This is a genomic window from Arsenophonus sp. PmNCSU2021_1, from assembly GCF_036919435.1.
In the GTDB taxonomy this organism is placed as follows: domain Bacteria; phylum Pseudomonadota; class Gammaproteobacteria; order Enterobacterales; family Enterobacteriaceae; genus Arsenophonus; species Arsenophonus nilaparvatae.
Genome location: NZ_JAZHPL010000006.1, coordinates 559,912 through 574,628, shown reverse-complemented (window position 1 = coordinate 574,628; position 14,717 = coordinate 559,912). Strand labels below are relative to the sequence as shown.

General features: G+C 39.2%; 12 protein-coding genes and 5 pseudogenes. 6 read left to right on the top strand and 11 right to left on the bottom strand.

The genetic code is table 11. From position 1 onward, the window contains the following. Positions 1-190: 190 nt before the first annotated feature. From V3224_RS15865 to V3224_RS15845, 5 genes and pseudogenes are all read right to left on the bottom strand, one after another. Positions 191-973 (bottom strand): annotated as a pseudogene (locus V3224_RS15865) (ABC transporter permease); the annotation flags it as partial. 173 nt (positions 974-1,146) lie between these two features. After that, a complete protein-coding gene (locus V3224_RS15860) occupies positions 1,147-1,416 on the bottom strand; it encodes an ABC transporter permease (protein ID WP_442890630.1) in 270 nt (89 codons plus the stop codon). Positions 1,417-1,553: 137 nt separating this feature from the next. Next, positions 1,554-1,748 carry a hypothetical protein gene (locus V3224_RS15855; RefSeq protein ID WP_442890534.1) on the bottom strand — a complete coding sequence of 65 codons (195 nt, stop codon included), beginning with the start codon at positions 1,746-1,748 and terminating at the stop codon, positions 1,554-1,556. Continuing rightward, entirely contained in the window at positions 1,745-2,887 is a 1,143-nt protein-coding gene (locus V3224_RS15850; protein ID WP_334471676.1) for an ABC transporter permease, read from the bottom strand. The genes V3224_RS15855 and V3224_RS15850 overlap by 4 nt, the downstream gene beginning before the upstream one ends. Before the next feature lie 18 nt (positions 2,888-2,905). Next, positions 2,906-3,864, bottom strand: a pseudogene (locus tag V3224_RS15845) (HlyD family secretion protein). A gap of 253 nt (positions 3,865-4,117) precedes the next feature. Between V3224_RS15845 and V3224_RS15840 the strand changes: the two are divergent. Then, positions 4,118-5,338, top strand: a pseudogene (locus V3224_RS15840) (LytS/YhcK type 5TM receptor domain-containing protein); the annotation flags it as partial. A 65-nt stretch (positions 5,339-5,403) separates the two neighbouring features. Here V3224_RS15840 and V3224_RS15835 read toward each other — a convergent pair. Next, the gene (locus V3224_RS15835) at positions 5,404-6,378 is read right to left on the bottom strand and encodes an IS701 family transposase (RefSeq protein ID WP_334471675.1); all 975 of its coding nucleotides are present in this window, start codon (positions 6,376-6,378) and stop codon (positions 5,404-5,406) included. A 66-nt stretch (positions 6,379-6,444) separates the two neighbouring features. Here V3224_RS15835 and V3224_RS15830 point away from each other — a divergent pair, with 66 nt between their 5' ends. The 5 genes and pseudogenes from V3224_RS15830 to V3224_RS15810 form a co-directional block, all read left to right on the top strand. Beyond that, positions 6,445-6,882, top strand: a complete 438-nt coding sequence (locus V3224_RS15830) for a sensor histidine kinase (RefSeq protein WP_334471674.1) — start codon at positions 6,445-6,447, stop codon at positions 6,880-6,882. A 2-nt stretch (positions 6,883-6,884) separates the two neighbouring features. Then, positions 6,885-7,034, top strand: coding sequence for a hypothetical protein (locus V3224_RS15825; protein WP_442890531.1), 150 nt, complete (start codon positions 6,885-6,887; stop codon positions 7,032-7,034). 173 nt (positions 7,035-7,207) lie between these two features. After that, positions 7,208-7,546 (top strand): annotated as a pseudogene (locus tag V3224_RS15820) (response regulator); the annotation flags it as partial. 115 nt (positions 7,547-7,661) lie between these two features. Beyond that, positions 7,662-8,534 carry an IS982 family transposase gene (locus V3224_RS15815; RefSeq protein WP_334471673.1) on the top strand — a complete coding sequence of 291 codons (873 nt, stop codon included), beginning with the start codon at positions 7,662-7,664 and terminating at the stop codon, positions 8,532-8,534. Positions 8,535-8,561: 27 nt separating this feature from the next. Next, positions 8,562-8,822: pseudogene (locus V3224_RS15810) on the top strand (LytTR family transcriptional regulator DNA-binding domain-containing protein); the annotation flags it as partial. Between the two features lie 86 nt (positions 8,823-8,908). Here V3224_RS15810 and V3224_RS15805 read toward each other — a convergent pair. The 5 genes from V3224_RS15805 to rpsO form a co-directional block, all read right to left on the bottom strand. Next, a complete protein-coding gene (locus V3224_RS15805; RefSeq protein ID WP_334471669.1) occupies positions 8,909-10,729 on the bottom strand; it encodes a DEAD/DEAH family ATP-dependent RNA helicase in 1,821 nt (606 codons plus the stop codon). Beyond that, a complete protein-coding gene (yrbN, locus tag V3224_RS30095; RefSeq protein ID WP_366212778.1) occupies positions 10,722-10,793 on the bottom strand; it encodes a protein YrbN in 72 nt (23 codons plus the stop codon). The genes V3224_RS15805 and yrbN overlap by 8 nt, the downstream gene beginning before the upstream one ends. A 110-nt stretch (positions 10,794-10,903) precedes the next feature. Further along, entirely contained in the window at positions 10,904-11,782 is an 879-nt protein-coding gene (nlpI, locus tag V3224_RS15800; RefSeq protein ID WP_334471667.1) for a lipoprotein NlpI, read from the bottom strand. A gap of 123 nt (positions 11,783-11,905) precedes the next feature. Beyond that, positions 11,906-14,032 (bottom strand): polyribonucleotide nucleotidyltransferase, encoded by a 2,127-nt coding sequence (pnp, locus tag V3224_RS15795; RefSeq protein WP_334471666.1) that lies wholly within the window; start codon positions 14,030-14,032, stop codon positions 11,906-11,908. 293 nt (positions 14,033-14,325) lie between these two features. Further along, the gene (rpsO, locus tag V3224_RS15790; RefSeq protein ID WP_180817329.1) at positions 14,326-14,595 is read right to left on the bottom strand and encodes a 30S ribosomal protein S15; all 270 of its coding nucleotides are present in this window, start codon (positions 14,593-14,595) and stop codon (positions 14,326-14,328) included. Between the last annotated feature and the right edge of the window lie 122 nt (positions 14,596-14,717).

Below are 14,717 nucleotides of genomic sequence, written 5' to 3'. Positions count from 1 at the left end.
CGAGTTTCGCACCAATAAAAAAACGCTCTATTTTTAAGTTTAATTCAGCATAATATATAAATAGATAAAACCTTATAAATTAAATATAACTTATTGTAAATTAAGTAAATTTATGCATTTCAGTAACTTGCAGATTAATCATTACTTTTAAGCCATTTCTAGAATTTTATAGGCCTGTGCGAAACTCGTGTTAGCTAAAAAGTGGATCAGTTTTCGGTGATCGTTGACAGTGGCTGAACTGGCGCAGTTCGCCACTACGTAACATATTGATCAATATGCCCAGTAACGCATAAATTGTGCATAACATTAGCATCATCAAGATATCAATACCTACGTCAGATAAACTTAAATCAAGTTGGTTAATACCCGCTATCGCTTTTATTGCCCATGTTGAAGGTAAGGAATAAGCAACCATTCTTACCCAATCCGGCATTGCTTGTAATGGCCAAATAGCGCCTGAAATATAAAATACCGGCGTGGTTAGAAAAGCCAGTGTTAGATAAATCATTTCGACACTACGTAAAAATTCGGTAACAAACTTACCTAATCCTAAAACCGCCAATAAGAATGGTAAGGTGACGATCACAAGCTGATAAAGTGGTGCTTCTTGTCGGTAACCCAATACCCAAGGCCAAAGTGCAAAAAAGATGGCCGATAGGAATAACCAAATGGGTAACAACGCTGACCATGCCCCCAGATAAACAGCGGATGAAATTTTGCCGTTTGCCGCTCTGTGAACGTCAATATAGGCTTTCACACAAGCGACTAACAATGAGTGTTGTAATAACATGACCAATAAACCTGGAAAAACAATCGCAGCAAAACTCGGGCCCGGATTGAATAAAGGTTCTGTTATTCCTTTAATGGGTGTTAATAATGTACTGGCCTGTTGATCAGTAAACCCTGCATTTCTTAGCCGTTGAGTATTATATTCGTTTAACAACTGAATATAAGCAGAGGAAATTTCTTGCTGTCACGAGTTTCGCACAGGCCTATAAAATTCTAGAAATGGCTTAAAAGTAATGATTAATCTGCAAGTTACTGAAATGCATAAATTTACTTAATTTACAATAAGTTATATTTAATTTATAAGGTTTTATCTATTTACATATTATGCTGAATTAAACTTAAAAATAGAGCGTTTTTTTATTGGTGCGAAACTCGTGGCTGTATTTGGCCGCTGGCAAGTCGATTAGTACCATCACCATAAACGGGTACCGTAATATTTTTACCATTGAGTAAACTCTTTTCAAAATCGATAGGAATAAGAATAATGGCAAACAATTTCCGTTCACGCATATCAGCCCTTGCTCTGGCCAAATCATCACAACTGTGTAATTTTATTTTTGGTATCGTATCCAGTCGGTTCATCAGTAAGCGGCTAGCAGAACTATGATCTTCACGAGTTTCGCACAGGCCTATAAAATTCTAGAAATGGCTTAAAAGTAATGATTAATCTGCAAGTTACTGAAATGCATAAATTTACTTAATTTATAATAAGTTATATTTAATTTATAAGGTTTTATCTATTTACATATTATGCTGAATTAAACTTAAAAATAGAGCGTTTTTTTATTGGTGCGAAACTCGTGATCTTGATTAATAATTGCTACCGGCAAATCCCACAGTACTGGCCGAATATAAACCAGATTCATAATCGATAACGAAATCAACAACAATAACCACATAGGCTTTGCCAACATGCCAAGTAATACCCGATAAAAAGTCCGCAAATATAGCTTTATCAAAAGGCCTCCTGCATTCTTAGCCTTGTTAACAGGCGATTACGGATCAAAAAGGCACAAATAGCAGGGTAAATTAGTAATATTAAACAGACTTGCATGACGCGTAGCAAAGAAACCTCTCGCAAAAAAATATCAAACATCACATTTAATGCATGAGTAAGTGGTTGAATATTTGCCACAATCTGCACGGGCCAAGCCATTGCCATTATTGGCATGGCAAAACCAGAAAAAGCTAATGCCAGGCTAACCAACATGCCGATCAAACTATAGGCAGTAAAAATACTTTTGGTAAAAACGAATAACAACATACCGACACTCTGGGCGGCAATGACATAAAAAAAGCCCACCAGCAAAAGGTAAAATGGGTTACCGGTAATTTTAGCGTCAAAGAAAAAAGAGAGAGCAGCAATTTCAATTAATAATAATGTGGTAAAAAACAGGGTGTAAGGCGCCAATTTGCCTAATAATGCACTGGTAAATGTTTTGTTGGTTAATAATGCCGTGCCACGCGACATAATATAGATAGTACAAGTGATAACAAACAACTGTAACATATGGATAGTAGCGGCAAATTGCTGATAATAGATATAGTTTCCACTAGGGTTAAACAGACTGTCATAAGAGAGGGTAACTCTGGCCAAAAGAGGTATACTACATCCCATTGATGAAGCTAATATTGGACGGAATTGTGCATTCAGTTGAGCGATTACCCCGCTAAAATCTTGGATGGCATAACTGCCAGAGGCATAAAATAAGGCATTATAATACATTCTGACTGTCGGTTGCCGACCCGTAAGAACATCCTTTTCAAAATGAGAGGGAATGTAGAGCAAAGCATAATCTTTAGCACTGCCTAAACGTAATAACGAAGTATTGATTGTGCCATCAATCGCTTTAATATCAGCATGTGACGCTGCATTTAAATTACGAATTAACTTATTTGATAATAGGCTATGGTCATGATCAACCACTGAAACAGGAAGATTTAACAAGGTTCCTTCAGAAAAGTTAGCGCTTACTAATATAAATAGAAGTAATGGAAATATCCAACTTAACCAATGTAGGATCGGGCTACGAACAGCAATCTGTATTTCTTGATTAAAAGCAAAACTAAAGTTAGCCCATATTGCTTTTATTGTCATAAAAAACATCTATTTATCCTAAGCCCACAGTGCGCTCATCCCAGGACGCAATCCATCAATAGGCTCTAGTGGATAAAGGCGTACTTCAAATGTCCTTAAATCAAAGTCTCCAGTTGCACGTGTTGCGCGTTTAGTTGCATAGTGGCCCATTGGTGCAATATAGCGTATTTCCGCTACAATAATTTTGTCCTGTAAAGCAGGAACACGTATCGATACCTTATCGCCTTTACGAACGTAGGCCATAATATCTTCGCGTAAATTATAAATAAAGTAGGCCTGTGGCAAACAAGTGTCAGCAGTGGGCTATTGGCATTAAATAATTCGCCAACTTCGGCCGGTATGGGGCCAACTTCACCATCAACCGGTGCTTTAACAAGTAAATCATCAACTTGCACCTGCAACTCAATCATTTGTTGCTCGGTTTGCCGTAATGCAGCGGCATATTTATTCCGCAATTCAATGCGATCACCATTTTTAGCTTCATCTAATTGCGCCTGAGCGCTATTTACCTGATGGAAAGCGACATCTTTCGCCCGCCGTGCTCTATCTAACTCATTAGCCGAAACATAGCCTTTACCCGATAAATTATTCAGTCGGATATATTCGTTATTTGCATTGGTATATTGGGATTGGGCCTGTTTTAATACAGCTTGAACATTACGGATCGTCTCTTCGCGAGTACCATTTAAAGATAAATCAAGTTGCGCTTTAGCTTGATCACGTACTGCCTTCAATGCCGCTAGTTGCGCTTGCAATTCCGGCCTTTCCAAGGTGATCAACAATTGTCCTTTTTGTACCATGTCACCGCGTTCAATATGACGCTCAATTACACGTCCTCTAGCTTTAGAGGTAACGATGACTTCAGGTGCATCAACTTCCCCTTGTAACAAAAGGTGCTTATTCTGTGTATAAAGCAACACAGCAATCGCAACAACGATCAGCATCAGTAGCACTAAAAATGAGATTCTTCTTTTCATATTAACTATAACATACCTTAACTATTTCACATACAACTCTACTGTTTGCAATTAACAAACAATTCAGTATGCGCTTTTAAAATGTAAGTTGTTAATAAATTCGTGCTCTAAATCGCACAAAACAGACGGTATACCTTTACTATTGTACAATCTAATCTTTATCCTACGCATATTTTGACTAGTAACCATTCAATTTTAGTCCTGCTCATTCAGTTATGCGATACCATGAAATGTATTTTTTACTGGATTAACTATGTATGCCTTTGATTTATTACTGTTATTACTCCAACAAATGTGTGTTTATTTAATTATCGCCTGGATACTTAGTAAAACCCCGCTCATTATTCCATTATTAAAAGTCACGATTTTTACCTCTCATAAGCTGATGTGTTATGTTATCTTTGCTGCTTTTTCAATTATCGGTAGCTATTTGGGGTTATATATTGGTGATGCAATTGCTAACACTCGCGCCATCGGTACCGTATTAAGCGGTTTCCTCGGCGGTCCCAGTGTGGGAATATTGGTCGGTATTACCGGCGGAATACACCGTTATTCACTCGGTGGTGCAACAGCAACTAGTTGCATGCTGTCAACGCTTATGGAGGGTTTAATTGGCGGATTGGTACATCGTTATTACATAAAACAGATGCAAATCAACAAGCTGTTTAATCCCTATACTGCTGCCAGTGTGACTTTTTTAGTTGTAATTCTGCAAATGTTAATCATTTTATTACTAACAAAACCCTTTGCTAACGCTATCACCCTGGTTAAAAATATTGCCCTGCCGATGATTATTAGCAATAGTATAGGTGCAGCGATATTTATTCGTATTTTGTTGGATAGGCGAGCTATTATTGAAAAATATACCACGGCCCTTTCTACCCAAGCGTTAAAAATTGCGGCTCATACCGAAGGAATATTGCGCCAAGGATTTAATACTCATAATAGTATGCATGTTGCTAATATTATTTATCAACAATTACAAATTGGTGCAGTTACAATCACTGATACAGAAAAAATTCTCGCTTTTGTTGGCATTGGCTCTGATCATCATATTGCCAGCGCTAAACTTACTTCTAAACCAACAATGCGTGCGATTAAAAATAATCAGGTGGTATACGCAGACGGAAATGAAGAACCCTATCAATGCTCAATGAGTATCAACTGTAAAATTGGTTCAGTTTTAGTGATCCCGTTACGAGCAGAAAATCAACAAGTTATTGGTACCATTAAGCTTTATGAGGAAAAAAATCGATTATTTAGTTCAATTAATCTTACTTTAAGAGAGGCTATTGCTAGCCTCATATCCGCCCAAACTCTATCTGGCCAATATGAACGAAATAAACAATCTTTGTTAAAGTCAGAAATAAAATTGCTTCATGCACAAGTTAATCCTCATTTTTTATTTAATGCACTCAATACCCTACAAGCCGTGATACGTAACGACCGCAAACAAGCTACTGAACTGATAAACTAACTCTCTACCTTCTTGCGTAAAAATTTAAAACGCCCTGAAACGATCACGAGTTTCGCACAAAACTAATTTGGGTACGCTAATAAAACACGGATTTGCTCAGTAATAGCACTTTTGATTACGTCCCAATTTTGTTGATAAAGGGTTATTTTTTCAGATATACGACGTTTATGTTGTTCAAACCACGCAGAAATAGCGAGAAAAATATGATTTCTTTGCGCTCGGCTCGTGCGAGCCTGACAGCGTTCAATACCACAGTTTTGTTTAACTTCTCGATGATAAACTTCAACAGACCAACGGGCATCCATGATAGATTTGAGGTATTGACGGGTGGGATTCTCTTTGTTTGTTACTATGTAATCAATACGGCCGTTTTTGGCTGTAAATTTGAAAACGGTTACCCAACCATATCCTCGCAAGTGTATTGACGTTCCTTCTTCTGAGATGTCTAACTTGTTCAGTTGTTTGTTATGGTTAACAATCCTATTTTTCCTCAGCGTGGTTACCCAGATCCAACCATGAGAGCGAATTGATTTCAGGTTATCCAGGCTAGAATACCAAGCATCCATCACTACGGCTTCTGGCATGATCCCTCTTTTTTTAGCAAGAGTGAGCATTTCGGAAAAGTGCGTGTTTTTTATTTTTCCATCAGAATCTTTATCATAAATACGATAATTGATAGGAATTGATTCAACCTTCGTCAGATCATGCCAAAGCAAATTAACTAAACCTATGCCAGCAATAACATCATGTTCATTACCTGAATATTGATAATGGACCATCTCTATTTTTTTACTACGTGTTTTGGCAATCAATGTATCATCGGCAATTAGTACGCAAGGGCTTTTTTTGTCTATAGAAGGTTCAACTAATCGCCATAGGTCTTTAGGTCTAAAACATCTACTTTTTAGCCATCGGCTAACAGTGTCATGAGATAAAGGCGATGGGCTTACTTCTGATAACGCTAAACCAGAGTATCTTAAACTGCTTACTTGTAAGAATGTTTTATAGATATCTTTAATACATGGATAACCCGACAAAATATGAACACCCTGATTTTTTCTTGTTTTTAAATTTATATTTCTTTTTTGGAGATTGCGAAACTCGTGACGATAACAACATTGTATGACGAAATTGAACATGTAAACACTTACTTACAAATTGAAAAAGCGCGTTTTGGTGAGCATCTGCAAATTAAAATCCAGATCCCGCCAAAATTGCAAGTCACTAAATTACCGACGTTTTCACTACAAACCCTAGTTGAAAATGCGATCAAACATGGAACCGCACATTTATTAAATACTGGCCGAATTAGCCTTCGTGCCTTTCAACAACATGGGCATATTTATATTGAAATTAAAGATAATGCAGGATTATATCAACCTGCGGAAATAAATGATGGATTAGGCATAAAGCTGGTAGATAAGCGTCTGAAACTCCACTACGGTGAACAATATGGTATCAATATCTTCTGCCAACCAGAACAATTTACTTGTGTCAGGCTGTGTATGCCCGATATTAACGTAACAAACCAGGCGACTTAACAATGAAGATTGTAATTGTTGATGACGAACCTCTTGCACGCGAGAATTTACGTTACCTATTAGAGCAGGAAGCCAATATTGATATTATTAGCGAATGCTCTAATGCCATTGAAGCGCTCAGGGTTATTCATCCACGAGTTTCGCACCAATAAAAAAACGCTCTATTTTTAAGTTTAATTCAGCATAATATATAAATAGATAAAACCTTATAAATCAAATACAACTTATTGTAATTTAAGAAAATTCATGTGTTTTAGTAACTTGCAGATTGATCATTGCTTTTAAGCCATTTCTAGAATTTTATATGCCTGTGCGAAACTCGTGTCATCATAAAAAACCGGATGTTGTTTTCCTTGATATTCAAATGCCTCGCATTACAGGACTTGAAATGGTACAAATGCTCGGTCCGCAACATCGGCCTTATATTATATTTGTTACCGCTTTCGACGGATACGCTATTCAAGCTTTTGAGGAGCACGTTTTTGACTATTTGCTAAAACCGTTAGAAAAAAACCGTTTATCAAAAACCCTTCAGCGGTTACATCACTATCGACAAAAACAGAATATTGAACAATTGTCGAGTAATATCTCCCTTAAATACATTCCCTGTGTAGGCCACAATCGTATTTGGTTGATACCCCTTGGCGAAGTGCTCTACATTAACCTGAGTTCGGGATAAGAAATAAAGAGAAAGTCTTGATATTCAAATAGTTGAATGAGCCTGTTTTGTTAAAATACTCTAACAGTCTGGTTAAAGAGTAGAGCATTGTTAAACAATTATGGAAAATCTTACTGAACTTTATTGCCTGATGGATGATTTTTGCAAAGACTTCGAGCCAAAAATGCATGAATATTTGCTGACTAACGGTACTAAGCGTCGTAGACGGTCTACTCAGCTTTCGTTGGCGGAAATGATGACACTGGTTGTGTTGTTTCATCAACTCCAATTCAGGCAATTCAAGGTATTTTATCTCTATTATGTCCGCTTATATCTCCGGAAGGAATTTCCTAACTTGCCATCCTATTCACGCTGTGTAGAGTTACTTCCGCGTAGTGCCTTAGCGTTAACGGCACTGTTTGAGTCAATTAAGGGAAAATGCACGGGGCTATCGGTTGCCGATTCTACTCCGATAGCGGTGTGTGATAACTTACGGATCCGCAGACATAAAGTCTTCAATGGGATAGCTGAACGGGGAAAAAATTCAACAGGTTGGTTCTTTGGTTTCAAGCTTCATGTAATTATCAATCATTTGGGGGAAATACTCAGTTTTCGACTCACACCAGGAAACACCGATGATCGGAAACCATTGCCTGAGCTGACAAAGGATCTTTCTGGTTGTTTGTACGCAGATAAAGGGTATTTATCGGCTTCACTGAAACAGCAACTCAAAACGATGGGAATTAGCCTTATAACGAATATCAAGAAGAAAATGAAGCCTATTAAACAGACTTGTTTCGACAAAGCCATCTTGCGTCATCGTTCTGTCATTGAAACGGTATTTGATGAGTTAAAAAATCTTTGTCAAATAGAGCATACGCGACATCGCTCTCCGGCTAACTTTGTAGTGAATTTATTAGGCGGACTGGTTGCATATTGTTTAATGCCATCTAAACCAAAGATACCTGTTGCAGGTACGTATCTTCAAGTATAATTGATAATGCTTATCCCGAACTCAGGTTACATTACATCTCGTATGAATGGTGTATATGTTATGAACAACAAAAATCAAGAAGGATTTACCGAACTGACACTACGCACTATTGAAATGCGTACCACATTGGTTCGTTGCCACCGCCAATACTTGATCAATATGGCCCAACTAAAAGAAATTATTTTTACTGAAAATAATCAGGCAAAACTGGTATTAAGTAATGATCAGCATATTCCGATCAGCCGTCGCTACCTGAAAGTCTTTAAAGAAGCGTTAGGATTATGCTAATTCGGTTGATAACCTTTTAATAAACAAAAAGCTGAATTCAATTGAATTCAGCTTTTGGCGCTAAATAGGACAATAATCCTATTACATTAGATATTGTGATTGCTACGACGGCGTAATCCAGCGTTATTATTCCCTTCGTTACGACCACGGAACTGTTCACGCTCACTACGACGTTCATTACCAAAGCGACGTCCTCGCTCACGTAATTCACCACCATTACGCTGCCCACCGTTACCACGACGTTCAAACGGTTGTGCTTCACCTAACAATTGCATTTGCATTGGCTTATTCAAAATACGTGTACGTGTCAAATGATTAAGTAATTCATTTGGCATACCTTTTGGTAACTCTATTGTTGAGTGTGAAGCAAACAATTTAATATTACCAATATAACGACTACTAATATCTGCTTCGTTAGCAATTGCACCGACAATGTGGCGAACTTCAACGCCATCATCACGACCAACTTCAATACGGTACAATTCCATATCACCGACATCGCGACGCGGACTACGTTCAGAAGTGCCGTTACTGCGACGACGCTCATCACGTGAATTAAATTCACGTTTTGCACGACGAACAGGATCAGGTGGCAATATTAGCGGCCGATCACCTTGCGCCATTTTTAATAGTGCGGAAGCTAAGGTTTCCATATCCAGATCATCATCAACAACTAATTTAGCCAGTAATGCACGATATTTTTCTAAATCACCGCTTTCTAATTGCTTTTGAATATTTTCAGCAAATTTAGCTTGGCGACGTTCACTTAACAGCGCAGAACTTGGTAACTCAACTTCGGCAATTGGCTGCTTCATGGTACGTTCAATATTGCGTAGTAGTCGACGTTCACGATTATCGACAAACAAAATAGCACGCCCAGCTCGACCTGCTCGACCGGTACGACCAATTCGATGCACATAAGATTCTGCATCCATCGGTATGTCATAATTAACAACTAAACTAATACGTTCAACATCTAGACCGCGTGCTGCAACATCGGTGGCAATTAATATATCAAGACGGCCATCTTTCAAACGCTCTAAAGTTTGCTCACGTAGAGCTTGATTCATATCGCCATTTAGAGCCGAGCTATTATAGCCACTACGTTCAAGCGCTTCAGCAACCTCTAATGTGGCATTTTTAGTGCGTACAAAAATAATTGCCGCATCAAAATCTTCAGCCTCCAAAAAACGAACTAATGCTTCATTTTTACGCATGCCATAGACAGACCAATAACTTTGGGTAATGTCTGGACGCGTCGTCACACTGGATTGAATGCTGATCTCTTTTGGTGATGTCATAAAACGACGAGTAATACGACGGATCGCTTCCGGCATTGTGGCAGAAAATAGTGCCGTTTGATGCTCGGTTGGGATCTGACTCATGATATTTTCAACGTCTTCAATGAACCCCATACGTAACATTTCGTCCGCTTCATCAAGAACCAAGCCACGTAAATGGGATAAATTTAGCGTCCCTCGTTTCAAGTGATCTAATAAGCGACCCGGAGTTCCTACTACAATTTGTGGGCCTTGCCTTAGTGCGCGTAGTTGCGAATCGTAACGCTGCCCACCATAAAGTGCGACTACATTTACTGAACGCATGTGTTTGGAGAATTCACCCATGGCTTCCGCAACTTGTACGGCTAACTCACGCGTTGGTGCCAACACTAAAATTTGAGGGGCTTTCAATGTGATATCTATATTATGTAATAGCGGTAAACTAAAAGCGGCGGTTTTACCACTACCGGTTTGTGCCATACCTAATACGTCACACCCATCTAATAAATAGGGGATACATTGCTGCTGGATTGGCGATGGTTTTTCATAACCAAGGTCATTTAGTGCAGAAAGAATCGGTGTTGATAAACCTAAATCAGCAAAAGAGATTTCAGTCTCATTAGTCATGCAAAAGTGCCTCATTTATTATGGCGGCCAGTTTACATAACTCTGCGAAAAAAATTTCGGTCATTTTCATTTAAAATGTGAACTGGCTCAAATTATGTTATTAAACGAACAACGAGCCCTCATCACAATCGATGAAGACTTAAAAAAGCAGTGATGATATGTTCGTCGCTACTGTTAGCCTGATTCTGAAAGGTCGTCTTGTGCCTGACCTAACAAAGCCAGTTCCAACAGAGCATAGCGGTGCTCAACAAAGCTATGTGCATTGCTAGCTACCGTAAGCTTGAATAACGCTATAGCGTTATCATTATCCCCCAGACTTAGGTAATATTTACCTAAATAGAAGTTAGTTTCACTAAGATGCTCAGCGAGCGAAGTGTTATCTGTTGAATTCTCTTTCAGACGAACCATCAATGTTTTTTCACTGATTTTACCTAAATAGAATTCAACTATATTCCAGCCCCATTGCCCTTTTTCCGCTTGGTTATAACGAGATAACAAATTGGCTTGCGCGATTTTTAGTTTTATCTCTTTCTCCACTAAATAAAGCCATAAGCTGCGGAAAGGATCATTTGGATCTTGTCGATAATACGCCAGCAGATCACCCTGCGCCAATCGATATCTCCCACCATAATACAGTGCAATACCCCGATTCATGCGCGCGAAATTGTAAGTTGGATCAAGCTCTAAAACAGAATCAAACGCTTCATAGGCAGCATCAAAATTGCCTGCCTGTGTAAAATATATTCCCAGAAAATTAAAAACTTCCGGAATATCAGGACGTATAGCTAGCGCCATGGTAAAATCATTGCGCGCTAACGCCCTCAATCCGAGACTATCATACAACACACCGCGTTCATATAAAAGCTGTGCATATTCATCATCGGACAACGACCGGCTCGCAAGGATCTGTTCCATACGAGCCAATATTACTTCTTGTTGCAATGTGGGTTGCAATGGGACAGCAAAGACTTCATTTTTACGCCAGTTTTCACTGCTGCAACCGACAATAAAAACAATAGCAGCAGTATAAAGCCAGCGCAGAAAAGAATTCATTTCCTTCTCCCAAAGACAGAAACTAATCAATATATCCCGTCAATCCCCACAATTACCGGAGACTCAGCTATTAAAAAAACTGAGTAGGTGCTCTTTTTACAGGACACCGAGCCTTACGTCAAATTATTCTGCAGAAATCTGTGTTTCTGTTTCAGCCGGCTTTTCAGCAGAAACCGCCTCTTTAATACTAAGGCGAATACGCCCCTGCCGATCAATTTCCAATACTTTGACTGGCACTTCCTGACCTAACTGTAAGTAATCAGTAACTTTTTCAACGCGTTTTTCTGCTATCTGAGAGATATGCACCAGCCCTTCTTTACCACCACCAATAGCAACAAAAGCACCAAAGTCAACGATACGTGTGACTTTGCCCTGATAGATACGACCAACTTCAACTTCTGCGGTAATATCTTCAATACGACGAATAGCCGCTTCTGCTTTAGAACTATCGGTTGCAGCAATTTTTACGGTACCATCATCATCAATTTCAATCGTAGTACCGGTTTCTTCAGTCAATGCTCTAATGACAGAACCACCTTTACCTATTACATCTTTGATCTTATCAGGATTGATGTGGATAGTATGAATACGTGGCGCAAACTCAGAAATCTCTTCACGAGGGCCATTAATAGCCTCTTCCATAACACTTAAAATGTGTAAACGAGCCCCTTTTGCCTGGTTTAACGCAACTTGCATAATTTCACGCGTAATGCCCTCAATCTTGATATCCATTTGCAGAGCACTAATACCTTCACGACTACCCGCGACTTTAAAATCCATATCGCCTAAATGATCTTCATCACCCAAGATATCGGAAAGCACAACAAAATCATCGTTTTCTTTCACTAATCCCATTGCAATACCTGCTACCGCTGCCTTAATTGGAACACCGGCATCCATTAATGCTAGTGATGCCCCACAGACGGAAGCCATAGAAGAAGAGCCATTAGATTCAGTGATTTCAGACACTACACGTACGGTATAGGGAAACTCTGACTGATTCGGCATCACCGCCAATACTCCACGCTTAGCCAAACGCCCATGGCCAATTTCACGCCTTTTTGGTGAACCGACCATGCCTGTCTCACCTACTGAATAAGGAGGGAAATTATAATGGAATAGAAAACGATCGGTATATTCACCCATCAGCTCGTCAATAACTTGCGCATCACGTTCAGTACCAAGAGTTGCCGTGACCAACGCCTGCGTTTCTCCGCGCGTAAATAATGCTGAACCATGGGTACGAGGTAATACACCCGTACGGACATCAAGTGCACGTACCATGTCTTTTTCTCGCCCATCAATCCGCGGTTCACCTTTTAATACCCGAGTACGGACAACTTTTTTCTCTAAACCGGAAAGAATGTCGTTTATCTCAGCAACATCTAAAGATTCATTTTCCGCCAAAAGCGCATTAGCGACATCTTCTTTAATTGCATCAACGTTAGTGTAACGCTCTTGTTTTTCAGTAATACGATAAGCATCACCTAACCGCTCTTCAGCTAATTGAGCAATACGATTATGTAATTCTTCATTAATCGCTTCAGGCTGCCAATCCCATTTTTCTTTACCTGTTTCGGCTACCAAGGCATTAATATTATCAATCACGATTTGCTGTTGCTCGTGACCAAAAACAACCGCACCAAGCATTTGCTCTTCCGTCAATAAATCAGCTTCAGACTCTACCATTAGTACCGCACTCGACGTACCTGCGACAACTAAATCTAAGCGACTGCTATTCAATTCATCAACGGTGGGATTTAAAACATACTGGTCATCAATATAACCAACACGAGCTGCACCAATTGGACCATTAAATGGAATACCAGATATAGATAATGCAGCAGAGGCGCCGATCATAGCAACAATATCTGGATTCACTTGCGGATTAATGGATACAACCGTAGCAATAATTTGTATTTCATTGACAAATCCCTCTGGAAACAAGGGACGAAGTGGACGATCAATCAGCCGGGCTATCAGTGTTTCACCTTCACCAGGACGCCCCTCACGACGAAAAAAACTACCGGGGATTCGGCCGGCAGCATAAGATCGCTCCTGATAGTTAACTGTCAGTGGAAAGAAATCCTGCCCTTCTTTCACTTTTTTCTGCCCAACAACAGTGACAAATACGGCTGTATCATCCATATTAACCATAACTGCAGCAGTCGCCTGACGCGCCATCATACCCGTTTCGATAGTGACGGTATGCTGGCCATATTGAAATTTACGAACAATAGGATTAAGCAAAATAATACCCTTTTAATAGCTGTTTATTTATATAACAACACCAATATTTCCTTTCTTGCTACATCCTCGCGACTAATGACAATACTGAATATTTTTACTTATTTTGTGAATATCAGTATTCTCATTAGCCGCGCGAACCGGTTGTAGCTAAAGAAGCTCACATTATTTAGAAATAAATTGACAAAAATCTATTTCCTAAAATCATTTTGTAAGTGTAAACCAATTCTAAAAATTTTTTCCGCTTTCTAGCAGAAAAGGGGCCTACTGGCCCCTTTTCTTTTGAAACCAACTAATCAGCGACGTAATCCTAAGCGCTCAATAAGTGTGGTATAACGAGCAACATCTTTACCCTTAAGATAGTTCAATAGCTTACGACGCTGAGCAACCATACGCAACAGCCCTCGACGGCTGTGGTGATCTTTCTTGTGCTCTGCAAAGTGACCTTGCAAATGATTGATCTCTGCAGTCAATAGAGCAACTTGAACTTCACTAGAACCCGTGTCATTTTTATCACGGCCATAGTCTGAGATAATTTGCGCTTTCGCTTCAGTACTTAGAGACATAAATAACTCCAAATTTTCCATTAAACATAGGGAAAGCCAATCTCTAATTCAGCCTTCCCGAACATAATGCTCACCTATTTTACGCTTCAATTAATCATAACGCAAGATTACTCTAAATCCTA